This window comes from Microbacterium marinilacus (assembly GCF_019753765.1).
In the GTDB taxonomy this organism is placed as follows: Bacteria; Actinomycetota; Actinomycetes; order Actinomycetales; family Microbacteriaceae; genus Microbacterium; species Microbacterium marinilacus.
Map to the genome: position 1 here is coordinate 32880 of NZ_JAIJZW010000005.1, position 23030 is coordinate 55909.

A 23030-nucleotide genomic window follows, 5' to 3' on the forward strand; every position below is an offset into this window, starting at 1 on the left:
AGGCCAACACGGTTGGTGCGGCGTGGTCCTGAGCTTTGAGGTCCCCGAGGGGTCTGCGTCGCCCGCCGGAACGGGGTCGGCCAACGATTGTCCTGCCGCTGCGCCCAGGTTACGCTCGTCGGCCGTCGAGCGGAAGGGAACGCAGACCGTCAGCGGGCGTCCCGGGAGACACCCCGGTGTAGGGACTGCTGTACAGTGTCGGGCTGTGCGTCTCGCGCGTTGCGTAGAACTACGAGTGCAGTGCGGGCGCGTTCGTAGTCCACGCGTTGCGCGTCGGCGTCCGGGACGGGGCCGAGTGGGTCTTGGCCGGTGACCGCGTACCGGTCGCGGTAGGCGGCGGCGACCGTCAACTGCTGGAGGACGTCATCCGACAGTGGGCGGACGCTGGACGGAAGTGTGAGCGTCGCCCAGGAGCCGCTCTCCCCCGCGGCCCGGCGAGCGAGCGCGACCGCACGTTGCGTGATGAGCTGCTCGCGCTCGGCGAGTGCTCGTGCCATCTCGGGTTCCATGTCTCCGCTTGCTTTAGGGATGATGCCGGCGATGAGCTGGCGACGCCGAATCGTCGGAGTGAACCGGGTTGCGACTCTCTGCATCCGGTATCGCAGAAGCGAGCCGAGGTCGTCGATGTCCTCCAGGTTTCCGGCCGAGACGACTCGGGGCAACAGGGCGTCGACATCGTGCCCTTCGGCGTCGAGGCGGCGCAGTTCGGTGCTGAGGATGCCGTACGTGTCGGTGGTGACGAGCTCATCGATGGTGGTCTCGTCGAGTCCGCCTGCGCGGAGGAGTCCGAGCCATCGGTCGTGTTGCGCGGATTGTGCGATGGTCTCGTATTCGGCGGCGAGCTGTCGGATCGATGTCCGTTCGTCCTGCTCCGCGGTGATTGTCTCGCGGGCGGACAGTTCGGCGCCGGTGTGCTGGAGGATCCCGTACAGGATGGAGCGGGCGCCGTGCTGCAGGTCGTCGCGGTGCTGGTGCTGTTCGAGGTGGTGCTGGTCGGTCACGACGTATGCCGTGTTCGCTTCGCGCCCTCGGGTCATCGCGACGTAGAGCGCCTCGCGGGTCATCTCGGGGCTGGCGACGACCGCGTGAGCGGTGTCGACGGTCGCGCCTTGCGCCCGGTGCGCCGTGATCGCGTAGCCAAGATCGACGTGCTCGGCGACGTAGGCAGCGGGCAGGGTGATCGTGCTGCGCCAGCGAGACTTCTCACGCCGGACGGTGAGCGACCCGTCCTCGTGCGCGCCTGTGACGTGCCACCGGTCGTTGTTCTTCACCCATCCGCGGCCGAGGGCGAGGCGGCGGTCGTTCTGTCTGGTGATCACGACATCACCGGCGGATGCCCGGGTGCCGTCGTGCAGGCGCACTCCTCCGTCGATAACGACCCCCGCGAGGATCAGGTCCGATCGTGCCCGTTCGTTGAGGTCGGCGACCGTCTCGATGGTCTCTGCGATCAGCACTGACACCTTCCCGGCCGTCTGATCCCGCATCCATGCCTGGTAGGCGGCGTCGAGCATCTGGTCACGATCGCCGCCCGCGACTCGCCCATGGTCCATATACGTGTCGATCACGGCGGCGTCACCCAGACGCAGCTGGAGCGAGGCATGCTTCTCCCAGTCGTGGCGGAACCTGCGCACATCGAAGAGCTCCGGTGCGTCATCTCGATCTCGGACGAGCATCCCGAACGCTCCGCCCGCGTCCACCGCCTGCAGCTGAGCGTGATCGCCAACCAGCAGCGCCTTCGCCCCGACCTGAGCAGCGTGCGCGGTGATGCGGTCCAGCGCGAAGGTGCCGGCCAGCGAAGCCTCATCGATGATCACGAGTTGCCCGGCGCGCAGATCCCATCGGCCCCGGTCGTGCTCGTACAACCACTTCGCCGTGTTCTCCGTCTGCACGTCGAGCTCTTCACCCAGGACCACCGCTGCCGCCGCCGACGGGGCAAGCCCCACCACGGAGTCCTTGCCGTGGCGGGTCTCCCATGCGCGTCGTAACGCCAGCATCGTGGTGGTCTTCCCGGTGCCAGCCGGTCCGACGAGCACGTCGAGAGTGCGGCCGGAGACACCGATCTTCGAGATCGCCTGCTTCTGATCCGCCGACAGCGTGTGCCCGTCGCGGTTCTTCGTGCGCGCGGCGTGCTCGATCCAGGTCAACGGCACGGTCGGTGCTTCCCGATGCTGGGCGGCGTCGAGGAGGCGGTCTTCGGCGGCGAGGACCCGCTCGGAGGAGTACACCGTCGCGTCTTTCGGGCAGAACACGCTCCACCCATCGGCACGCTGGAACACCGGAGGGCTGGACGCGAGCTCTGGCGGTGTCAGCCGCAATGACGCCGCCTCGGCCGCGTCGACGATCTGCTTCGTGATGACGTCACGGTCGGTGGCCGTGGCGAAGCGGATGCCCATGGTCTGGCGGACTGCTTCGGCGTGTAAATTCCAGCGCTTCCACGTTGCCCGCCGATCACCCACCCGTGCGACGACGACCTCCGCAACCCTCTGCAGCTCCTCGAGCGGGATGTCGTCGGCCCGCAGCAGCGGGTCCGCCTCAGCTCTGGCGACCAGGGCAGTCGCCCACGTCGGTGCATCCACGCCCAGTAGTCGAGTCGCGCGGTCGCGCCACTGCGCGGTCAACTCGCTCAACGAGTGCCGCTGCTTCGGGGGCCTGGTCTCCAGCGTGGCCTGCTGACGGAACTGCCACAACAGCTTCGGCGACGGCTGGCGCCCATGCTTCTCGACGTACTCCGCGACCAGGCGGTCCTTGGCCTGCTCAATATCGCGGGTGCGGGAGGAGAACTCATCCATCAGCTCCTGCGGCACCCCGGTGATCTCCCACGCCGTCGACCGGCCCGGCCCCCGCTCGCGTGCTTCCCAGCCGATGCCGAGCATCAGGGTGAGGTGATCGGCGAGGACCGCGTTGTAGTGCTCAGACAAGCCCGTCACCGCGGAGTGCAAGGCCCGTGAATCCAGAGTGCGCCACTTCCCGTCCCGGGCAGCCTGCACCCGGTTGGCGACCACGACATGGGTATGCAGTTGAGGGTCCGAGGACCGAGAATCGTAATGGTCATACGACGCGGCCACCACGCCCCGCACCGGCACCTGCGCGACCGCACCACGGGGGCCCTTCGCACCGACACGCGTGGCGGCCACTTCCCGCTCCAGCAGGGCGAGGACGTCCTGGAGCGCAGCATGATGCGCTTGCGCGATGAGAGCTTGCGCGCCGCCGTCGCTAATGGCCCAGAGCGTCGATACCGACTTTGGCACTGAGAACGTCAGATCGAACCCCGCCACCGGCGCCCCTGTCGGCTTCGATGCCTCCTCCGCCTCGATCGACGCCACCTGCGTGGCCCGCTCATCCACTGGCATGTCGTCCCGGAGAGCGTCGAGGCGACGCTTCACCCGGTCCGCCGCGGAAGCGAAGGTCCGGTACGGGCGGCCGAGCTGCTCACCGGTGCTCGGGTCCTCCCCAAGGGACATCAACCGCCGCAGCTGCTCCACACTGACCGGACGCCCCATGGAGATGTCACCGGCGAGTCCGACCAGGCCTGTACCGTTCCAGGAGCCCGGCGGCGTTCCTGCCTCGGCGTAGTACCGGGTCAGCGCCGACTCCGCATCCCGATCACCATCGCCGGCCGCAACCGAGTTCAACAGGTACCGGAACCCGTCACCGGCCGTCATCACCCTGATCGACACTGTCACATGAGAGAGGTGCTCTTCGCGCTCGTGACTTCCACACTCCACCCGACCCTTGCTGAACAGCGGGGGTGTCGCGATCCTGTAGGTGCCGAGACCTACCCTGCGATACAGGTGACGAGTACGCGCTCGCAGCGCTCGCCTTGCTTCGGATGACCCGGTGATTCGGCGGGCTCCTTGCACACCGTAGCTGCGTGGTGGATCCATAAGACGGTGGATGACATGAGAGTTTCGTGGTCGGTAGGTTCCTGCTCGTGGGGAACGGATCGAGACCACCCGCAGAGCTGAGGCGCTCTCGCGGCATCGTCGTGATCGACGGAGAGCGTTCGGATTGGCGCGACGATCGCTTCTACGATGACGGGAGGTTGCTCGAGTGGTCTTCTCTCACGAAGACAGTGACTGCGCGCCTTCTCGTAGAACTGGAACGGGCCCGCATAGTCGATCCAGCCACACTGGTATCGGAACTTCTTCCGTACCTCGATCTGAGCGGCGCCACGCTGAGGGACTTGAGTTCGCATCGGGCCGGGCTTCCTGTGATGCATCCGGGCGCCGAGAACGGAGTTTTCGGTGACCCGTGTCGGGGAGCTGAAAATGTGGAGTTCCTCGCCGACCGCGCCGGGGCAGTGGCGTCTTCTCAGAGCCGGCTCGGAGAGTACCGCTACTCAAATTTGGGCTACGCGATTCTCGGCGCGGCCATGGAGGCCGCCACAGGGAAGCAGTGGTTCGATCTCGTCCGCGAGTGGGTGCTACCGACGGAGCAGTTCCCATCCGTCACGGTCGCGCCGGACGCTAATCGTCGTGCCTTGCCACGACTTCTCGGCTTCCGTAGGGAGCCGTGGTCGATATCGGACGGGGTCTATCGAGCGGCAGGAGGGCTTTGGTCATCATTCGAGGATCTCGCCGGTTACGCAGAAAGGTGCATGCGGCGGGGGCACCGTAGCGGATGGTTCATGCTGCGTAACGCCGTCTACTACCACACAGGGCAAGCGCGAGATACCGGGGTATGCGTCATCATCGCTCCTGAGGCGGAGCGCTTCGGCGTCGCACACGCGATGCTTCGCGGACCGAACGCAACGAAGGCGCTGCTAGAAAACCTGATGTTCGACAACTACCGCTAATCGGCGCAGCGGGAAGCACCTCCGTTCGCGTTCGGTAGCGAGCATGTCGCTCCTTCCACCGCGAGTTCGCAGTCATCCGGATGCTGACTGCACCAAGGGGCGACGCCTCGCAGAAGATAGCGATGCTCCGAGACCCAGCGGTATGCGTACTCCTGCGCCCAATGCATCCCCGGCAGGCCGTGCAGCGCCGAGAAGACGCGCGTACCGAGTGCCGCATCGAGGGCGAGGTTGATGGCCCCCGCCCCCGCACTCCGTTGGCCGGCGATGAAAGCCCAGGCTGCGAGCCGACTCTCGTCTTCCGTGAGACCGAACCGGTCTCGGACGTGGCGGCGCTGGGAGGGGTGCAGATGCACGCGTGAGTGCCGGTCAAGGCGCTTGATCCAGTTGACGGAGCGGGTACAGAACCCGCACTGGCCATCGAAGATGAGGTCCACCCTGACGTCTTTCACACCTGCTCGTTTCATCCACAACGCTCTCGAACTTCCCTCGAAGTTACGCGAGGTGCCGGTTCACTGGATCCATATTTCTGTGGATCCCAGGCCGCCGGGCGCTTCGTAGCCTGGCCCTGTCGGACGCTCGGTCCGATGAGTTGGCGGTCCATTCCCACACTTCGAGCAAGGAGAGAACGATGCAGAACCTGATTACCCAGTTTGCCGATGAGGCGAACCTCGTCGAACCCGGCCGCGTGTATGGCGCGAGTGAGCCGGTGCTCGCGACGATCATCACCACCGTGACGACGGCCACCACCTCGGCCACCTCGATCACGTCGCTGTTCGGCTACCACGACGCCAAGCGCGTCGACGTGATGGCCGACATGGACGCCGATGCGTCGGTCGACGAGATGCTGGCGGCTCGCGCGGACGTCATGAGCGCCTGATCGACCGCTCGTCCACAAGGGGCCGGGCACCCCGGCACAGTACATGTGAGGGGGTGCCCGGCTCTTGTATGGTCACGTGTGCGGGGAGAACGGCGCGATGATTCCGTGCTCAATGGCGAGCACGACCGCGTGGGTGCGATTGCGGGCCCCGAGCTTGTGCCGCAGGTTCAGGATGTGCGTATGTACCGTCGCTGGCGACAAGAAAAGAGAATCCGCGATCTGAGCGTCTGACAGGCCGGCAGCAAGGTGGGTGAGGACGTCAACCTCTCGCTCAGAGAGTACGTGCGTCGCCTGCCTGTCAGAGTCAGATTGGGCAAGCAGCGCGGCTATCACCCGCCGCGAAAGGTAGCGTCCCGGGGCGATCAGCGCGTAGATGGCGCTGATCAACTCGGCCGTGTCAATCGGGAGCGCAATGACGGCGCTCGCGCCCCGATCGAGCATGTTGGTGCATACGCGCGGTTCCCGGGTGGCCACGATGACAGGTGTGCGTCGTTCGCTGTCGTCCGTGGAGTATCGGGCGAACTCCTCTTCGTTCATGAGCAAGACGTCGGCGTGCAGGCGTTCGCCCGAGTTGCGGAAGCTCAGGCGGACGCTGCCTCCAACGAGCTGTTGGAGAGGAGGGGCAAAGTTCTCGTCGCTGGGCCACGCGCCGACGATGGCAACGCGGTGCATCGCCGATTCACCGATCCGGTCCGCTGCGGGCCGCGTACACGGAGACGATGTTTCCCGCATCGGGAGTAATCGGGTGGCGTTCGAAATCGCTGTACCGCTCGGTGCGCTTCAGCCCCACGCTTTCGGCGAGCAGATCGAGCTCGCGCGTGGTGAGCCAGTAGCTGTGCTCCACGATGGTGTCGATGGTGCCTGGTCTGCAGATGGCGTGCACTTGGGTGACCTTCTGGGCGGCTCGGTCGACGATTACCGTGTCGGTCAGCAGAGTTGATGGCGCCAGAGGGAGAGTGACGGAGAAGGGCGATGGTCTGTCCAGGTACACGTGAGGGTCGTACGTTTCGACGATGAGATGGCCGCCCGATGCAAGTCGCTCGGATGCGCGCGCGAGGGTCTGCCGCTGTCCTTCGAGTGAGTCGACCATGAACAGCGTGTTGGTGGCGATGAGCACCAGGTCGAACTCTCCAGTTGCCACCGGCTGCTGGAAGTCGCCCTGCAATGCAGTGATTGTCAGGCCGCGGGCGCGCTCGTGCAGCATCGCAATCATGGTGCCGGATGCTTCAATGCCGGTGACCTGAAAGCCGGCCTTTGCGAGCGGGATCGCAAGGCGGCCACTGCCGATCCCGAACTCAAGGATGCTCGGCGTCTCGGGGCGCAGCGCTCTGCAGAACGCAGGCAGGTGGAGTACGTCGGGGCGGCCGGCATACATGAGGTCATACACGTCGGCGAGGTCGTCGCCGTACACGCCGTCGGCGGCCGTGGCATCTTTCATCGCACGTTCTCCAGGCGGTGCAGCTCAGACATGAACATCGGATCGGGGATCAGGCTCGGCTCGTACTCGGCGGCGCGGATCACAAGGAATTGCGTCCGACGCGCCTGCGAGGGGTGATCGACATGATGCGTCACCACGTTGAGCAGGGCGAGGTAGGAGGTGCTGAGCCGAATGATTCGCATGTCGTCCGTGGAGTCGGTGACGCGGAGCAACTCGCTGGTGGCATCGAACAGTCCCTTCTCCATGCGGCGGTGCGGTGCCCACACGAGGTGGATCAACCGTCGGTGCTGCCCGAAGTTCACTTCCTGCCAGGGCGTTGTCGTCCCGTCCGCGAGTTCGTCGCGGTACAGCAGGTGGTATTCGTGTTCAGCGGGGAACGGGGCGAAGAAACGCCAGTCGGGAACGATCAATCCGGTGGGGTCGCAGGATCGGATGATCTTTCCTCCGCGCCCGAGCTGGGTGACGATCGTGGCAAGGCCCCACAGGGTGAGCGGGATAGCGACCAACGCGCTCCCCGTCTGACGGCGGAGCAAGGTCGGCAACGGCATGAGTTACCCCTTTCGGACGAGATTGATGATCTCTGAGGCGACGCGCGCTGCATGCTCCGGCCGCATCACGAGGCCTTGGTGCGTCGCGTCATCGATGACCACGTGACGAGCGCTGCGGCTGAGGGCGGCGAGTTCGCGTTGGAGCACCCCATGGGCAGGATCGCGGTGTACGACGTCTCCTGCGGTGATGACCGTGAGCGGCAGGTCTTCGAGGCTCACGACGTATGCAGCATCGGGAGCCCATAGCGCCTGCCAGGCCTCGAACTCGCGGAGGGTCGCACGCGTCCCGGTGTGGCTTGTCGCTGCGCTGTGGGTGAGTCGTCCGAGGGGCGTGGGCAGATGGACGACATCTCCGTCGAACGGAACCGGTGGGCGTCGACGCCGAGCACGGTGGAGCTGCTGTCGCAGCCCGCGAAGACCTTCCCGTTGCCGAGAAGAGCGGACGTGCTGTTCGGGGTGGGAGGAGTCGACCAACAGCAGGGCGGCGACCCTCTCGGGGTGCGCCTGCCAGAACAAGAGGGAAAGAAGCCCCCCGACCGAGTGCCCGACGAGCACCACATTCTGCGGCGTGAGCTGCCGGACTAATGAGAAGAGGCGGTCAGCATGTTCGCGGGAGTGAGAGGGCTGAGGCGTCTCGGGGGACCAGCCGATGCCGGGCCGGTCGTACGCGACGGAGCGGATCCCCTCGGCGGCCAGTTCCCGTTGCACGTGGGCCCACTCCGTGCACGGGCAACCAAGTGCGGACTCAAAGACGACGGCGAAATCCGCGTCAGCCGAGCCATCGAGCATTGCGTGCACCCGGTCGCCGTCGACCGTGAGGAACAACCCAGGTGCGGGCGGCAAGCCGCTCTCTGTCGGGCTGCGGTGCAGACCAGTGGACCAAGACGGCATGGTGCCTTACCTCTTCTTCCGAATCAGCCGCTGGAGCGCATCGGCACGCTCGTCCACGACGGGGTAGGTGCCGAGGAAGGCCCAGAAGAAGCGATTGAGTCCCATGTATCGCGCGTTGCCGACATGGAAGATCGCAGCCAGCCCGAGCAGCGCGCGTCGGGGTACCGGAGGCAGGATCAGCACGACGGGGAAGGCTGTCTCAGCGATGATCACGGCCCAGGCGAGGCCCTTCGCCGCCCACGGCCGGTTGCGGATGAACTTATAGAGGCCTTCATCGCCATAGGTCTTGGTGCGGAAGATCCCGGTGACAGCCGATCCGTCGCGCCACGCGGGAGAACGCAGCTTTGCGACGCCTGCGGCAAAGTACGAAAGGGTGCTCTGAAACGCGAGAAACCCGGAGAACATGCCGCGTTGCGTCGGGCTGAGCGTCGGTAGCGACGCTGCGCTGGCGAGCGTGGTCGTGATGAACGACATCTGGTCCGAGCCATCGGAGCCGTAGGTCGAGCGGTAGCTCTTGGCGACCATCAGTCCACTGAGCCCGAACAGCGCGGCCTTGCGTGCTCTCGACGTCCCGGGCAGCAGCAGGACGGCGGTGGCAGCGAGGGTTCGAAGGCCGACGATCTTCTGGTAACGCGGGTGCTCGAAGTTCCGAAGTATCGGGGTGAGCTTCCTGTTGCTGAGGACACGGAGTCCTGTCCGACGGACGGGCCATGAGAACAGGCCACGGTCGTGCATATCGTCCGGACGCGACAGTTCTTCCAACGAGCCGACAAGCGCACCGAACGCCGTGATTCGCGCCGCCGTGATCATGCGCTGATCCGTGATAGCGGACCGGCTGACCCTGGGCGGGGTCGCTCGGTCGGGCGGTGTCCTCGGCCCGCGAGTCATCGCCGTGGTTCCCAACGGAAGAGCTGGCTGGCTACCACGAACGCCACGAACACCCAGGCCAACGTGGGTAGGACCAGCGGCACGATGTCCACCGGGTCAATGCCGTTCCATGCCTCGATGGCGAGTTCGGTGGCGGCGCCTCCCGGGATGAGTCGCTTGACGAAAGCGAGCTCCTCGCTGCCGGTGAATGCGATCCAGATGGCGGCGCCAAAGGCGCTGAAGAAGACCGGGAGCGTGGTCACCTGCGCGTGATCCGGGGAGTTGGTCAGCCCGGAGGTAGCGAGGGCGAACCCGAGGAACATCGCCTCGAGCAGCACGATGGCGAGAGCCACCACTGGTGCGTTCTGGGGCACGTCGCCGACGATCGCGAGGAAGACCAGGATGATCGCGATCTGGACGATGTTGATCACGACCAGCGGCGCGATCAAGCCCGTGATGATCGCCGAGTCGCTCACGGCAGTGGACCGGAGTCGTTTGAGGAAGAGGTTCTGGCGGCGTGAGGCGAGGGTGGTGGTGATGGTGATGTAAGTGCCCATCGCGGCGACCGTCATGCTGATGAGCGCTGCCACGATGGCGGAGCCGCCGAAGTTGTCCTGCGTGGCGATCAGCACGCCGGCGAACAGCACCGGTACGAGGATTGAGGTCACGGCGACGAGGCGATTGCGGAAGAGCTGAGTGAGCTCGCTGAGAGCGATAGCGCGCATCGAGAATGTCCTTTCGTCGTCAGCGGCTGAGGGTTCGGAAGACGTCGTCCAGGCTGGTCGGGCCAGCGGACAGGTCGGTCAGTTCGACGTCCTGCTCTTCGGCCCACCGCAGCAGCGTCAGGAGATCCCGTTGCAGGCTCTGCGTCTCGATGAGTAAGACGCCGTGCTCGTCGACCCGGCCGTGCACCGAGGCAGGCAAGGGACGGTCGGGGCGGGTAAGACGAATCGTCGCGGGCAACGCCGCAGTGAGTTCGGTGACCGTGCCCTCCAACCGGATCAGTCCCTGGTGCATGAGAGCGATTCGATCGGCACGCTGCTGCGCTTCTTCGAGGTAGTGGGTGGTGAGCACGATCGTGGTGCCACCGTTACGGAGTTCGTCGACCGCCGCCCACAACGCGTCTCGCGCCTGGATATCAAGACCGGTGGTGGGCTCGTCGAGGAACACCAGATCGGGGCTACCGAAGATGGCCGTTGCGAAGTCGAGCCGTCGCTTCTCCCCACCGGAGAGCTGAGCAACCTTGGTGGACCGCTTGTCAGTGAGATTCGCGACGGCGAGCACGCGATCGACATCGTCCCTGCGACCGCTGAGCTTTCCGATGAGGGTGACCGTCTCTCGCACGGTCAGATCCGGGGCGAAGCCGCTTTCCTGGAGCATGATGCCCGTGCGGGGACGCACGGTCTTGCGGTCCAGCGGGTTGTGTCCGAACACGCGCGCCCGCCCGCCGGTGGCGCTCCGATGACCCTCGACCGTTTCCAACGTGGAGGTCTTCCCTGCCCCGTTTGTCCCCAGCAGAGCGTAGAGCTCTCCACGGTTGACGGCGAACGACACGCCCCTGACGGCCTGATAGTCGCCGTAGTCGACGGTCAGGTCCGTCACCTCGATGATCGGTTCTTCTGCCATGCCACTCATCCCATCTAGAACAGCGCGACAGTGGCAGTGCCGCCGCGTCACCCCTTTGGAGTGACGCGAGCAGCCCGATCCTGTGACGCTACGTCACTGTCGAGGCACGGGTGGGCGAGAGAACATGAACGTACGCATGTCTGAGGACGAATGAGAGGAACTCCGGAGCGATGAGAGCTGTCCAGTACCTGTTCATCGCGGTGATCATCGCCGCGGGCATCCTCGGTGTGATCTGTGCGCTGGAGTACATGCCCATTGACCAGACCATCCTCCCGGCATGGGTGACCGGGTGGCTGCCGCCGCTGGGAAGTGCCGCGGCAGGGTGGCTGATCTTCGCGGTCGTCGCCACCTTGGTCGTCGCACCGCTCGCTGTCGCCGCGATCCACCGTGCCATCGAGCGGCGCAGCCCCACGGCATGAGTCAGGGGACGGAGGCAGCCCCGCTACGGCGGATGCGGGTCACAGCGACGCTGACCTTCATCGTCGTGCTGGGCATCTACGCCGGGGGGGCGCTGGTCATCGCATCAACGCCGTGGTGGCACGTGATTGTCCTGGCACCGAGCATGATCGCCGCCCTGTGGACGGCGACACGATGGCACACCCCCGCGCCGCCCCTGGCTATCGCCGGCGCCCTCGTCCTTGGTGAAGCGACCTGGGCTGTGGCAGCGACGCTTGCGATCAGTCCGGCCGCCGCGTTCGGTATCTCCGTCACCGGAGCTGTCACCGTCTCCAAGCTATCCCGGAAAAAAGGTGTGGCGGCCGCTGTGCTCGTCTCGATCGTCCTCGCGACCGGCTTGCTGGTGCTGATCCGGTATCCGGAGCAAGCCCCCGGGTACCTGCTGGTCGCCCCGATCGTGACGGTCGTCTTTGTCGCCGTGTTCTGGGTGAACCACACGGCGTGGCAGCTCTTTGCCGAGCTGGACTCGACGCGCCGCGCTGAAACAGAACTGGCGCTGGTCAAGGAGCGCTTCCGTTTCGCCGCAGATCTCCACGATATCCAGGGTCATACGCTCCATGTCGTCAAGCTCAAAGCCGCCCTCGCCGAGCGGCTGCTGCGCACCGACCCGGCTTCCGCCGAGGACGAGCTTCGCCAGGTTCAGGATCTGATCGCCGAGACCATTGTCCAAACCCGGTCGATCGCGTACGGGCAGCAGAAGATCACCGTCGCTGGGGAACTGGAGAACGCGAAGAACCTCTTCGAAGCGGCCGGCATCAACGTGCGCGTCACCAGCGACGGAGACCCCGCCGCCGCCATCGATGAGTACGTCAGCCTGGTGCTCCGCGAGGCGACAACCAACATCCTTCGGCACGCACAGGCAACACACGTCGCGATCATCGTCGCCCCGAACGGCATCAGCATCAGCAACGACGGTATCCCGACGGGCCCTCTTCCTGACCTCCACGGGCTCGCGGTACTGGACCAGCGGATCACCGGAGCCGGTGGCGCGCTCGAAGTGGTCAAGACCGCCAACCAGTTCGTCACAGCCGTGACCTTCGACCTCCCAAATCACCAGGAACACCCATGACCTCGATCGTGCTCGCCGACGATGAGACCTTGCTACGCAAAGCCCTTGCCGCGATCCTCCCGCTGGAGGCTGGGATCACTGTCGTCGCCGAAGCCGCTGACGGACACGAAGCCGTCGCCGCGACCCTTGAACACCACCCCGACGTGCTCGTCCTCGATCTAGAGATGCCTGGCCTCGACGGGCTCAGCGTGATCGAGCACGTCCGCGAGGTCCGCCCCGAACAGGCCATCCTCATGCTCACGCGCCACGCCCGCCCCGGCGTCCTCCGCACAGCGCTGACCCTGGGAGTAAGGGGCTTCGTCAGCAAAGCCGCAGAGCCCTCGCACATCGCCTCCGTCATCCAGACCCTGCACAGCGGTCAGCGGTGGATCGATCCCGACATCTCTATCCTCGCCGTTATCGACGACTGCCCCCTCACCGAACGCGAGATCGACGTCCTTCGTATCACCAGCGAGGGATATTCCGTCGCCGCGATCGCATCGAAGCTCCATCTCACCGAAGGCACCGTCCGCAACTACCTCTCGCACGCGATGCAGAAGACCCAGACAACCACGAGGCACGACGCCGCCAGATACGCCCGCGAACACGACTGGCTCTGACCACGACGAGAAGGCAACACGATGAATCTCTTCGAACTCACGCTCCAGGTCGTCCCTCTCATCTTCATTGCGCTCTTCCTCGACCTCCTCGCAAGACGACCGACGATGGCGCGGCGAAGGCGCCCGATACACGGATCGAGACCGGCTTCGACGTTGTCGTCGCTATCCTCGGGCTGCTCGCATTCATGGTCTCGCTCTATGCGATCGGCTCAGAGGCGACGACGCCCGAGCCGTGGATGCGGGTCATCGTGATTAGCGCCCTCAGTTTCGCGATGGCCGCCCTATCACCACAGGCCCTACTCCGCATCGTCCGTAATGCCAAGCGCCGGTGATGTATCCCGAGGCCTGTCCAGTTCGCAGCCGGTTTACGCCAGTAGGACGCTTCACAAGCCGATCGACGCTGGGGATGAACAGGATTCGAACGCACTGCGGCGGACTGACCTCCAAGTACGGAATTGTCCAGTCGACGAAGAGAACCCGCAGGCCGGGCAACCACAATCACGATCGAGACCCGAAGAAACGTCGAAAAGGCCCTTCTTCTTGAATGAGCGAACCATCCTCGCACCTTCGTCGGATGGGCCTAACGAGTGGACACGCATCGTCTTTGCGCTCGAAGGATGGGCAAGTATAAGCAGCTCGGAGCAGCGGGAGTCTCTCACCCGAGGCAGCGTAGTGACCATCCCTAACGGAACTGTGCCGAGACTGCAGCCATGCGGGCTATTACGTATCGTGACCGTTCATATCGAGCCTGGTTATCTTGCCAACCAGTTGAGGTGGCTACCCAGCCGGCACCCCCTGGTGCATCAGTTGCGCCGCGGCGCACATGATATGTCATCGCTCGGCAGACTGCAGCTGCATTCGCACGCCATGCGCGCGCTAACACCTGTGTTACTACACGCCGTTCGCCTGTCGCCGTTGAGCGGGCAGGAGTTCGCACTACTGGCCTCGACGTCGGAAGCTTTCGATATCGTCGGACAGGCCAGCGGGAACGAAGCGTTCACAGGCTACGGTGACAGACGACTACCACGGCGAGAGGTGGTCTTGGCCCGCAGCCAGCTCGAACTTCATCCAGATCATGCCTGGACAGTGGACGAGCTTGCCCGACGGGTACTCATCTCCCCGTCACAGCTCACGCGGATTTTTCGTGCCGATTTGGGATTGTCCCCCTCCGCATATCTGCGACAGGTCAGATCGGATCGGATGGCAGAACTCTTGAGCACGACGAGAATCGGAGTCAGCGAGGCTGCGCGACAGGCGGGATGGTCAAACTCGACCGTGGCGAGCAGAGCCTTCAAGAAGCGCTATGGAGTGAGCCCCCGAAGCTTTGCCGTCATGTATCCCGAGACGGAGTACGAGAGCGTCCCATAGCTCAGTTGCAACGCCGGAGGGGTCGCCCGACTAATTGGCGTCCGGCATCCTTATACCGCTGATTGCCGGTCGTGTGTGGGTGAAGTTTGGCGCTGGAAGGCAACGACGCGAAGCCGACCGGCTCGAGGGCAAGGACGCGGGAATCGCGCCCGGGTAGGAGCCTCCCACGCGGGCTCGTACGGGCGCGCGGCGGGCTGGGTGGCCGTACCTGCTGGGTGATCCTGTTCGTCGCACACGGGGGCGGACAGGGCCCGAACAGCAGGGAGCCCTCCCCCATGTCCGATCCGTCATCACCGAAACGTCGCCGTCTGAGCGAGCTTCCGGTTCCGGTGTTCACCCACGACCGCGCGACCGTCTACCTCGGCGATGCCGTCGAGCTCCTCCCGCTCCTGCCCGCGGGGAGCATCGACGCGCTGGTGACCGACCCGCCCTACGGGCTGAGCTTCAACGGGCACGCGTGGGACGACGCGACAGGGTTCCGGGAATCACTGCACGATGTCGACACCAGCGCGATGAGTGCACCGGAGGTGTTCGAGGCGTGGTGCACGGCGTGGGCTGCAGGAGCACTGCACGCGTTGAAGCCCGGTGCGCACGTTGCAGCGTTCGGGGGTGCACGCACGTGGCATCGCATGGTGCGCGGCATCGAGAATGCAGGGTTCGATATCCGTGACCAGATCGCGTGGCTGCACACCACCGGGATGCCGAAGAGCATGGACCTTTCGCACGCGATCGACAAGCTCCACGGTGTGCACCGCGCCGACCGCACCGTGCACACCGATGACCGCGACGGCGTGCTCGGTGCGACTCGCACGGTCGTCTCGAAGGGCACCCCGGTGACAGAGGACGCGCAGCGGTGGGAGGGATGGGGGACAGCGTTGCGGCCGGCGTTCGAGCCGATCGTGATCGCCCGCAAACCTCCGAAAGGCAACTCGGTCCGCAACGTCCTTGCCCACGGCGTCGGCGGGATCAACATCGACGGGGCCCGGTTCGCTGATGATCGGTGGCCGACGAACGTCGCCTTCGATCCGGTGCAGGCGGATGCGCTGGATGTGCTAACGGGGACGTGGCAGGGCGAGTCGTTGTCTCGGAAGTTCCCGATCTTCCGGTTCGAGCACAAGCCCGACGCGAGCGAGCGACCCCGCGCGTTCGGTGTGTCGCATTCGACGGTGAAGCCGCTCGGACTGATGCGCTGGCTGGTCACGTTGCTCACCCCCGCGGGTGGTGTCGTGCTCGAGCCGTTCGCGGGCTCCGGGGCAACGGTCGAGGCCGCGATGCGCGCGGGCTTCGAGGTCGTGGCGGTGGAGAAGGACCCGCGCTATGTGCCGTTGATCCGTTCTCGGTTGGAGCGGTGAACCGTTCTCCTACCTACTGAGCATGCTGTGCGATCCCGCACGGTCGTCTCGAACCGGAAGGACCGCCCATGGATACCGAGCCCACTCCCGAATCGCCTCACTCGCGGCTGCGGAGCCATCTGCGCGATCGTGCGGCAGGGTCGTTGAGTTTCGCGGTGATCGTGTGGTCGGACGACCCCGAGGCCCAGCCGACCGTCATCGCGGATCGCAGCCCCGTCGTGGTCGCGCGGGCGACGGTGCTGGCCACCCACGAGATGATCACCGACCCGTACTTGTATGCGGGCGCGACGGACTTCGTCGAAACGCAGAACCCCCACAGGACTGGCGAACCCCGGAGGATGTCGACGCGTGGCTCGATGCGCTGCAGCAATCGACGCCGTACCCGGCGTTCTCATTCTACCGCGTCCCGATGACGGGTAGCACGGGCGGGCTGAACGGTCTGATGATCGACCAGCACCTCCAACACGTCCTGCAGCAGCGGGAACGCGCCGTCCTGTCGGACGACCCGAGCCACCAGCCCAGCAGCGCGTCCTACCCGCCGGGACTCGAGCGATGAACCGCAGACTCGGCAGTCGGCAGGCGACGATTCGACGCAGATCTGTGACTCCAGCGCGCATCCTCACCGGAGTCCCTTTCCCATCCACCCGTCCTGCGGGTAACCCAGGTTCCGACCGTTCGTCGCTGCCCGGGTCGCACACCCGCACCGAGCCCTCCGCCCCGCGAATGAGGCCTCACCCGCCGATAGAAAGAGCCCACTGCCATGCCTGCTGACGAGACCGCTCCACCCCTGGGCTACACGCCGGAGCCGCTCGAGCCGCGACGCGTGGTGATCGAGTTCGATGTTCTCGCCCGCTCCGACGCCGAAGCCGAGCATCTGGTCAATGAGGTGCTGATCGAAGAGCTCACCGGCTCACCGGACCAGCTGCGCGCCGACGGCGACCGCGTCTACGGGGAGGACTTCGGCGACGATGTCTCGCACATCCGCTCCTGGACCCCGCGACCTGCCTCCGTTCACAGCGCGACCGCGATGGTGGTGCCGTCGGTGGAGTGGTCGGCGTTCGAGGAGTCCGGGATCCCGGAGATCGTCGCCGGGATGTTCCCGCCCGAACCAGCCGAGGATGACTTCCGCGTCGAGGACGGGACGGTGGATTTCGATCGTCTTGAGGATGCCCGCGACCGGTGGCGAGACGAGCGCCTCGCCCTCGCCATGGCCGCCTCGCGCCTGCCAGAGACGCTCGCGCGACTCAACCGCGCCGAGCGGGTGCACGGCGGGCTGATCGATCTGGTGGAGCGGGAGCCGCTGCCGGTGGAGCCGCGGAAAGAGGATTACCTGGTCACCGTGTCCCCGAGCTACGAGGGCGAGTACGAGGACGCCCGCTACCGGTGGGATCACGTGCAGTGGGAAGCGGACTTCAAGGCCGCTTCCCGTCGTCGGGAGAGCGCCCTGCAGGATCTCCTCGACGATGACGGGTCGCGGACGTCGTCTTTGCGTGAGCGGCTCCGTCAGGTGCGGGTATCGGATCTGGTCGCGATCCAGACCCTGCGCGAGGTCGTCGAGCGGGACAGGACGGGCTCCGGTGAGCGGCTGCTGGACGGGTCGGTGCGGGAGCATCTGGAGGAGATGCTGTTCGCTGCGGACCCGGACGTGCAGGTGACGGATCCGGATGACCCGGTGGGGCCGCCGATCTACGAGGGGCCGGCATCGGAGGCGCATGCGTGGATCGTCCCGGGCGTGTACGCGGCGACCGGGTTGGACGGGCATGGCGAGTTCCGGCTCGTCGTCGGCCCTGTCCCTTTCGGGCACGAGCGGACGGCGTCGGCGGCGTTCCCTCCGGCGGAGCGCGACAGCACGGTCGTGAACGAGATCGCCCGCATCCTCGAACAGCACACCGAGAGCCATACCCCGGACGAGGTGCTCGCACAGATCAACCAGGCGGTCCTCCGCACCGGCCGCACCGGCATGCTGACCCCTGGGCCGGTGGAGCCGCCGACGCTGCTCGAGCGCGGTGGACTGCTCAGCGAGCTCCTCGCCGAACGGGAACGTGACCTCAGCGCAGGCCCCGACGGTCTGGAGCCTCCCGAGACGGGACGAGGGACACCCGGGCGTCGATTCTGAGCGGCGTCGGGGTCGGTCGGGAGTTGACGATTTCCCGCATGTTCCCGACGTTCCCGCGCATCCTGCCGGGATCCGCTCGCGCCTCAAGGTGCGCGTCGGGTAGGGGTTGAGGTCTCTCGTCTGGCGGGAATGCTCGTGAGCCGACAGCATCCGGCCAGGGTCGGTAGCACTGCCACCGCACCTTTCCGGTGACACGGCGCACGAGCATTCCGCCCCTCGTGCGCCGTGTCCCGGAAGGAGGTGCCGCTCATGACCGGTCCCGACCCTACCGGCTGGACCCTGCCCGCCGCACTCCCCGGAACGCTCGTCGATGCGGCGCTCGCCTACGCGGCGGCGGGCGTGGCGGTGTTCCCGTGCGCGCCGGGTGCGAAGACCCCGCTGACGAAGCGCGGGTTCCACGATGCGACGACCGATCCGAGGCGGATCCGGTCGTGGTGGTCGTGGATGCCGGAGGCGAACATCGCCCTGCTCACCGGCACCCGGGTGGATGTCGTCGACGTGGACGTGCACGGGGTGGGCAACGGGTTCCCGGTGCTGCGGGCGCTGCAGCGCGACGGGCTGATCGACGGATGGGGTATGGCGGTCCGTTCCCCGTCCGGTGGCGTGCACCTCTACTACCCGGCCGCCCCCGACCGCCCGCAGAGCTCGTGGTCGCGCGGGGCCGCGCATGTGGACTTCCGTGGCACCGGCGGCTACATCATCGCCCCGCCCTCCACCATCCGGGGCCTGGACGGCACGACCTCGGCATACGAGGTGATCGCGCGCGGGCGGCGGCCGCGGCCGGTCGATGCCGACACGCTCCGCGACATCCTCACCCCGACACCACCACCCACCCCACAGCGACAGATCCGCGCCGACGACGTCGATGAACGACTGACCGAGCGCTTGTCGGGATGGGTGGCGCGGCTGCCGGAGGGCAACCGGAACGCCGGGCTGTTCTGGGCCGCGTGCCGCCTCGCCGAAGCCGGGCTCAGCGAAGACGAAATGACCACCGCCCTGGAGCCCGCGGCGGTGTCGACGGGGCTGGAGGTGCCGGAGACGCGCGCGACGATCCACTCCGCCCACCGCACCATCACCGGCAGCAACGGCGGCCCCGTCTCCTCCTCCCGAAGGACGACCGCCGGGCTGGAGGCTGGGCGATGACGTCCCCCGGACAGCAGCCGACCGAGCAGAGCCCCGTCCCCGCGACGGGCGGATTCGGCGGTGGAGTGACCCGGGGCGTGGTGGTGCTCGCGGTCGGCGGGACGGTGCTGCTGGCGTTGGGGGCGTTCTGGCTGTCGTTCACGACCCTCCGGGATCTCGCCGTGCTCTCCGGGATCCCGGTCGGGCAGGCGTGGGTGTGGCCGTTGATCGTTGACGGAGTGATCCTCGAGGCGACGATCAGCGTCGTCGCGCTGCGCACCTCTGCCCGCCGCGCGCGCCGGTTCGCGTGGCTGCTGCTCGCCGCCGGCGCCGGGGTGTCGGTCGCCGCGAACATCACCCACGCCATCGTCGCCGCCCACACCCAGGTCCCGGCGCTGATCGCGTCGCTGGTCGCGTCCGTGCCGCCGCTGGTGCTGCTGGCGATGACCCACCTCACCGTTGAACTCACCCGCAACAGCACGCAGAGGACGGAGCCCGTGCGGGCACGCCCGGACCGCGTGCTGCCCATCTCGCGCGGCGACGAACACGATCAGGATCGTGCCCTGCTCGCGGACACGAGCGCAGACAGCTCGGCCGTGCTCGTTGATTCGCCGGAGGATTCCGAGCCGGTTACGTCGGGGAAGCCGGGGCGACGTCATCTGCAGGAGCGGGCACGGGAGTTGCGGGCGCGGGGGGTGTCGCGTCGTGCGGTGGCGGCGGAGCTCGGGGTGCATCCGACGACGGTCGGCCGGTGGGAGCACGCACCTGAGAGTCAACTGGACGGAGCAGACCATGACTGACCCCACCACAACCAACCAGCCCGATCCGCGCGACCCGGTCCTCGACCGCACGACAGACGAACGCCGCGATCCGGACGACGTCGAGCACACGTCGGAGCGTGATCCGGAGCGGGCGTCGGCGTTCGCGACGCGCGGCGACCCCAGCACCACGACCACCGACGTCCCGGAGGTGGCGCAGCGCTCCGGGGTGCGGTGGGTGCGTCCGACCGACCTCGCAGCCCAGGCCGGCGCAGCCGTGCTCGCCCGGGGTGCCGCCGCGAACCAGCAGTTGCATGACGCGGTCGCGGAGGGGCTGCGGGAGCTGCGGGAGCTGCGCGCGAACCTCGCGGACCGGCTCGCCCGCCGACAAGCGCAGCTCGAGCCAGAAGCCACGACGATGGGCCCGGCGACGCAGGAGCGGTCGCTCGGGAGGACGGGGGTGAGCCGGTGACCTCTCCTTGTCCTGGCAGCACCCGACTGCCGGAGCACATCCGCCACCCGTAACCACACCAACCGCCGCCTGGTGCTCACTGTCGCACCGGCCGGCACCACGCACAGACCACCGTAGCCAGGGTCGGTCTGACAGTCCTCCCTGCCCTCCCGTAGCCGCCCCGCGCTGCGCGAGGTCGGGGCAGGGGTCGTGTCGGGACGGGTGTCGTACCTCACAGATACCGACGGATTCTTCATCTTCAGGGAGTCACGATGAACCCCACACCATCGGGCCCAGATACCGGCCCGGATTTCACGAGCAGCGAGGGCCTGCGCGCGCTGCTGCGGGAACTGAACGAGCACGACGCGTGGGCGACCAGCCCAGTCGCGGCGGAGCTGATGGCCTACGCCACCCGCAAGTACGAGCCGATCGCAAAGGCCTGGCATCGCAGCCCGGAGGACGCCGCGTACGAGGCGTTCATCGCGATGCGCAAGCGCACCACCGTGAAAGCGGATGACCCGTGGGCGGTGATCACCCGCGCGGTCGCGCTCGGGATCGCCGCGGAAGTCCACGCCGACCGGAACATGACCAGCCAGGACAAGGCCCGCCGCCCCGAGAGGCGCCCCGATGAGGAACCGGTGCGTGCCGGGCACTACGAGGAGTTCTTCTACGACATCCACCCCCACAACGAGCCCGCCGCGGATGCGGCGGAGGGGGATCATTCGGTGGACCGGGTGATCCGCGCGACCTGCGTGTTCCTCGTCCTCACCGACTGGCCCGCCCGTCCCGTCGAGCAGGCCGTGGACTACATCGCCCACCGCGTCACCGACCTGTCCTCCGGCGACTCCGCCGTGGACGTCGTCTCCCGCGACCTGCACATCGCCCTCCGTCTCGGCTACACCCCTGAAGCGTGGGCGGCGCTCGTGCGGCTGGTCGTCGGCACGAAGACCGGCCGCCGCCGCACCGGCCACTACGGACTGTTCGCCCGCGTGCTCCTCGGCGACGACGTCGCCGACCTGCTCCGCGACGACGACCTCGTTTCAGCGTCCCGCCGGAGCGCGCACGTACCTGACAGGTCGGAGCGGAATGGAGACGCGTCATGAGTCGTGGGCATCTGGTGATGGAGCATGCGATCGATCAGATCCGGGAAGGCCACTCCTACCGTCGCGACCTCGGGGACTTGGAGGAGCTGACGGAGTCGGTCCGCCGGTTCGGGCTGCTCTCACCGATCGTGATCACCACCGGCAACGTCCTCATCTCCGGCAACCGTCGCCTAGCCGTCATGCGCACCCTCGGGCACCGCACCGTGCCCGTGTGGATCGTCCCCGGGGTGTCGGACAAGCTGTCGATGGTCCTGGCGATCCAGGACGAGAACACCCTCCACAAGATGCTCGCCCCGCTCGAGCAAGCGGAGCTCTACGCCGAGCTGAAAGAGCTGTACGCGGAAGAGAACGCCCGCAAGCAGGAAGCCACCCAGTTCGGCGCGACCACGCCGTCCGAATCGGCCAGCAATGGCGGGCCCGCACCCGGCGACTCGGGTGGGGGTGACGGTGGTGTCGATTCGACACCACCGCAGCCGAAGGGTGAGGGGCAGAAGACGCGGGTGCAGGCGGCGAGGGCCGTGACAGGCCGTGACTCGCACGGGATGCTCGACCAGGTCGTCGAGCTGAAGCAGATCGCCGCGTCCGAGGCGGAGCATCCGGAGGTGCGGCAGGCGGCCGCCGAGGCGCTGCTGGAGCTGAACGCGGACGGGAAGGTCAATGGCCGGTTCCTGCGCGTGAAGCTGCTGCAGGCGGTCCACACGCTGCGTCGGTGGGCGACGCACCCGGACGAGCCCGACCCCGTCCGCGCGGCGGCGGCGTCCGAGCTCGCGCTGGTGGAGACGCAGGAGCATCCGAAGGACGCGTTGAAGGAAGCCACCCGCGCGATCGGCCGGCTCACCCAGCTGCGCGCCGACGCCGCCGCCGCTGCGGGACCGGCCGGGTGGAAGGATGCGGATCCGCTGCTGCGCCAGAAGCACGCGATCCGCAAGCTCGTCGACCTGCTGCGCCGTGAGCACGGCTGGTGGGACCGTTACGACCCCGCCGACTTCGGGAAGTACGCCGACGAGGAGCAGTGGGAGCTCGTCGAGACCTTCATCACGGAGGCCGCGGGCTTCCTCGACCATGCCCGCGCCGCACGCGAGGACAGAGAGAAGGCGTCTGATGCCGACGTATGAGAACCCGCAGCAGGATTCGGACGAACTCGAGGAGGCCGCCCGCGCTCTGGCGTATGCGACCCGCGTCATCGACGTCCCCGACAGCACCTATCACGTCCTCGGCTCCGTGCACCTGACGCTGTCACGGATCCAGCAGAGCCTGTCGCAGCTCGCGACCTGGCATCAGCAGCACAGTGGTTTCGCGGCGACCGACGACGGGGACCGCGAAGCGGGGAATGACAGTGCCCAGAGGGCGGCGGGCTGGTTGCTGATGGCGGCAGCCGGCGCCGGGCAGATCGCCGACCTGGTCATGGCGGCGCAGGCCGAGAACGGGACCATCGCGTGGCAGCAGGCCGCGGACCCCATCGGCATGATCGCGCAGCGAGAAGCCGCGCTGACGCCGGAGCAGGCTCCCAGCGAGGAAGGCCCTGGCAGCGGGGCGGCATGTCGAGGTGAGCGAGGGACCTGCGTGAGGGGTGGCGCACCTATCGGGTGACCAG

25 protein-coding genes are annotated in these 23030 nt (G+C 66.9%); 16 read left to right on the forward strand and 9 right to left on the reverse strand.

Features of this window, described 5'->3' with window-relative positions; genetic code table 11:
• Window positions 1-149: 149 nt before the first annotated feature.
• Window positions 150-3662 carry a MobF family relaxase gene (gene mobF / locus K5S26_RS09720; RefSeq protein ID WP_246603865.1) on the reverse strand — a complete coding sequence of 1171 codons (3513 nt, stop codon included), beginning with the start codon at window positions 3660-3662 and terminating at the stop codon, window positions 150-152.
• A gap of 248 nt (window positions 3663-3910) precedes the next feature.
• Here mobF and K5S26_RS09725 point away from each other — a divergent pair, with 248 nt between their 5' ends.
• Window positions 3911-4795, forward strand: a complete 885-nt coding sequence (locus K5S26_RS09725) for a serine hydrolase domain-containing protein (RefSeq protein ID WP_221857797.1) — start codon at window positions 3911-3913, stop codon at window positions 4793-4795.
• Here K5S26_RS09725 and K5S26_RS09730 read toward each other — a convergent pair.
• A complete protein-coding gene (locus tag K5S26_RS09730) occupies window positions 4792-5259 on the reverse strand; it encodes a thiol-disulfide oxidoreductase DCC family protein (RefSeq protein WP_221857798.1) in 468 nt (155 codons plus the stop codon). The genes K5S26_RS09725 and K5S26_RS09730 overlap by 4 nt on opposite strands.
• Before the next feature lie 164 nt (window positions 5260-5423).
• Between K5S26_RS09730 and K5S26_RS09735 the strand changes: the two genes are divergently transcribed.
• Window positions 5424-5672: a hypothetical protein gene (locus K5S26_RS09735; protein ID WP_221857799.1), complete on the forward strand. Its 249-nt coding sequence runs from the start codon at window positions 5424-5426 to the stop codon at window positions 5670-5672.
• 72 nt (window positions 5673-5744) lie between these two features.
• Here K5S26_RS09735 and K5S26_RS09740 read toward each other — a convergent pair whose 3' ends face one another.
• The 7 genes from K5S26_RS09740 to K5S26_RS09770 form a co-directional block, all read right to left on the reverse strand.
• Window positions 5745-6344: a response regulator transcription factor gene (locus K5S26_RS09740; protein ID WP_221857800.1), complete on the reverse strand. Its 600-nt coding sequence runs from the start codon at window positions 6342-6344 to the stop codon at window positions 5745-5747.
• A gap of 7 nt (window positions 6345-6351) precedes the next feature.
• Window positions 6352-7110 (reverse strand): class I SAM-dependent methyltransferase, encoded by a 759-nt coding sequence (locus K5S26_RS09745; RefSeq protein WP_221857801.1) that lies wholly within the window; start codon window positions 7108-7110, stop codon window positions 6352-6354.
• Window positions 7107-7658 carry a hypothetical protein gene (locus K5S26_RS09750; protein ID WP_221857802.1) on the reverse strand — a complete coding sequence of 184 codons (552 nt, stop codon included), beginning with the start codon at window positions 7656-7658 and terminating at the stop codon, window positions 7107-7109. The genes K5S26_RS09745 and K5S26_RS09750 overlap by 4 nt, the downstream gene beginning before the upstream one ends.
• A 3-nt stretch (window positions 7659-7661) precedes the next feature.
• Complete coding sequence (locus tag K5S26_RS09755) at window positions 7662-8549, reverse strand: alpha/beta fold hydrolase (protein WP_308122876.1); 888 nt, start codon at window positions 8547-8549, stop codon at window positions 7662-7664.
• Window positions 8550-8555: 6 nt separating this feature from the next.
• Window positions 8556-9359, reverse strand: a complete 804-nt coding sequence (locus tag K5S26_RS09760; protein ID WP_221857804.1) for an HTTM domain-containing protein — start codon at window positions 9357-9359, stop codon at window positions 8556-8558.
• 74 nt (window positions 9360-9433) lie between these two features.
• Window positions 9434-10063 carry an ABC transporter permease gene (locus tag K5S26_RS09765; RefSeq protein WP_344779216.1) on the reverse strand — a complete coding sequence of 210 codons (630 nt, stop codon included), beginning with the start codon at window positions 10061-10063 and terminating at the stop codon, window positions 9434-9436.
• A 97-nt stretch (window positions 10064-10160) separates the two neighbouring features.
• Window positions 10161-11042 (reverse strand): ABC transporter ATP-binding protein, encoded by an 882-nt coding sequence (locus K5S26_RS09770; protein WP_221857806.1) that lies wholly within the window; start codon window positions 11040-11042, stop codon window positions 10161-10163.
• A 170-nt stretch (window positions 11043-11212) separates the two neighbouring features.
• Here K5S26_RS09770 and K5S26_RS09775 point away from each other — a divergent pair, with 170 nt between their 5' ends.
• From K5S26_RS09775 to K5S26_RS09840, 14 genes are all read left to right on the forward strand, one after another.
• On the forward strand, window positions 11213-11461 hold the full coding sequence (locus K5S26_RS09775) for a hypothetical protein (RefSeq protein ID WP_221857807.1): 249 nt from the start codon (window positions 11213-11215) through the stop codon (window positions 11459-11461).
• Window positions 11458-12567, forward strand: a complete 1110-nt coding sequence (locus K5S26_RS09780) for a sensor histidine kinase (RefSeq protein WP_221857808.1) — start codon at window positions 11458-11460, stop codon at window positions 12565-12567. The genes K5S26_RS09775 and K5S26_RS09780 overlap by 4 nt, the downstream gene beginning before the upstream one ends.
• Complete coding sequence (locus tag K5S26_RS09785) at window positions 12564-13166, forward strand: response regulator transcription factor (protein WP_221857809.1); 603 nt, start codon at window positions 12564-12566, stop codon at window positions 13164-13166. The genes K5S26_RS09780 and K5S26_RS09785 overlap by 4 nt, the downstream gene beginning before the upstream one ends.
• Before the next feature lie 867 nt (window positions 13167-14033).
• A complete protein-coding gene (locus tag K5S26_RS19305) occupies window positions 14034-14534 on the forward strand; it encodes a helix-turn-helix transcriptional regulator (protein WP_372454399.1) in 501 nt (166 codons plus the stop codon).
• 275 nt (window positions 14535-14809) lie between these two features.
• Window positions 14810-15886, forward strand: coding sequence for a DNA-methyltransferase (locus K5S26_RS09795; protein ID WP_221857811.1), 1077 nt, complete (start codon window positions 14810-14812; stop codon window positions 15884-15886).
• Between the two features lie 68 nt (window positions 15887-15954).
• Window positions 15955-16299 (forward strand): hypothetical protein, encoded by a 345-nt coding sequence (locus K5S26_RS09800; protein WP_221857812.1) that lies wholly within the window; start codon window positions 15955-15957, stop codon window positions 16297-16299.
• Entirely contained in the window at window positions 16296-16442 is a 147-nt protein-coding gene (locus tag K5S26_RS09805) for a hypothetical protein (RefSeq protein WP_221857813.1), read from the forward strand. The genes K5S26_RS09800 and K5S26_RS09805 overlap by 4 nt, the downstream gene beginning before the upstream one ends.
• 204 nt (window positions 16443-16646) lie before the next feature.
• Window positions 16647-18002: a hypothetical protein gene (locus K5S26_RS09810; protein ID WP_221857814.1), complete on the forward strand. Its 1356-nt coding sequence runs from the start codon at window positions 16647-16649 to the stop codon at window positions 18000-18002.
• 249 nt (window positions 18003-18251) lie between these two features.
• Window positions 18252-19145, forward strand: coding sequence for a bifunctional DNA primase/polymerase (locus K5S26_RS09815; protein ID WP_221857815.1), 894 nt, complete (start codon window positions 18252-18254; stop codon window positions 19143-19145).
• Window positions 19142-19924, forward strand: a complete 783-nt coding sequence (locus K5S26_RS09820; protein WP_221857816.1) for a DUF2637 domain-containing protein — start codon at window positions 19142-19144, stop codon at window positions 19922-19924. The genes K5S26_RS09815 and K5S26_RS09820 overlap by 4 nt, the downstream gene beginning before the upstream one ends.
• On the forward strand, window positions 19917-20354 hold the full coding sequence (locus K5S26_RS09825; RefSeq protein WP_221857817.1) for a hypothetical protein: 438 nt from the start codon (window positions 19917-19919) through the stop codon (window positions 20352-20354). Before K5S26_RS09820 ends, K5S26_RS09825 begins: the two co-directional genes overlap by 8 nt.
• A 251-nt stretch (window positions 20355-20605) precedes the next feature.
• Window positions 20606-21436: a hypothetical protein gene (locus K5S26_RS09830; RefSeq protein WP_221857818.1), complete on the forward strand. Its 831-nt coding sequence runs from the start codon at window positions 20606-20608 to the stop codon at window positions 21434-21436.
• Window positions 21433-22551 carry a ParB N-terminal domain-containing protein gene (locus K5S26_RS09835; RefSeq protein ID WP_221857819.1) on the forward strand — a complete coding sequence of 373 codons (1119 nt, stop codon included), beginning with the start codon at window positions 21433-21435 and terminating at the stop codon, window positions 22549-22551. The genes K5S26_RS09830 and K5S26_RS09835 overlap by 4 nt, the downstream gene beginning before the upstream one ends.
• Entirely contained in the window at window positions 22538-23026 is a 489-nt protein-coding gene (locus K5S26_RS09840; RefSeq protein ID WP_221857820.1) for a hypothetical protein, read from the forward strand. Before K5S26_RS09835 ends, K5S26_RS09840 begins: the two co-directional genes overlap by 14 nt.
• Window positions 23027-23030 lie beyond the last annotated feature (4 nt).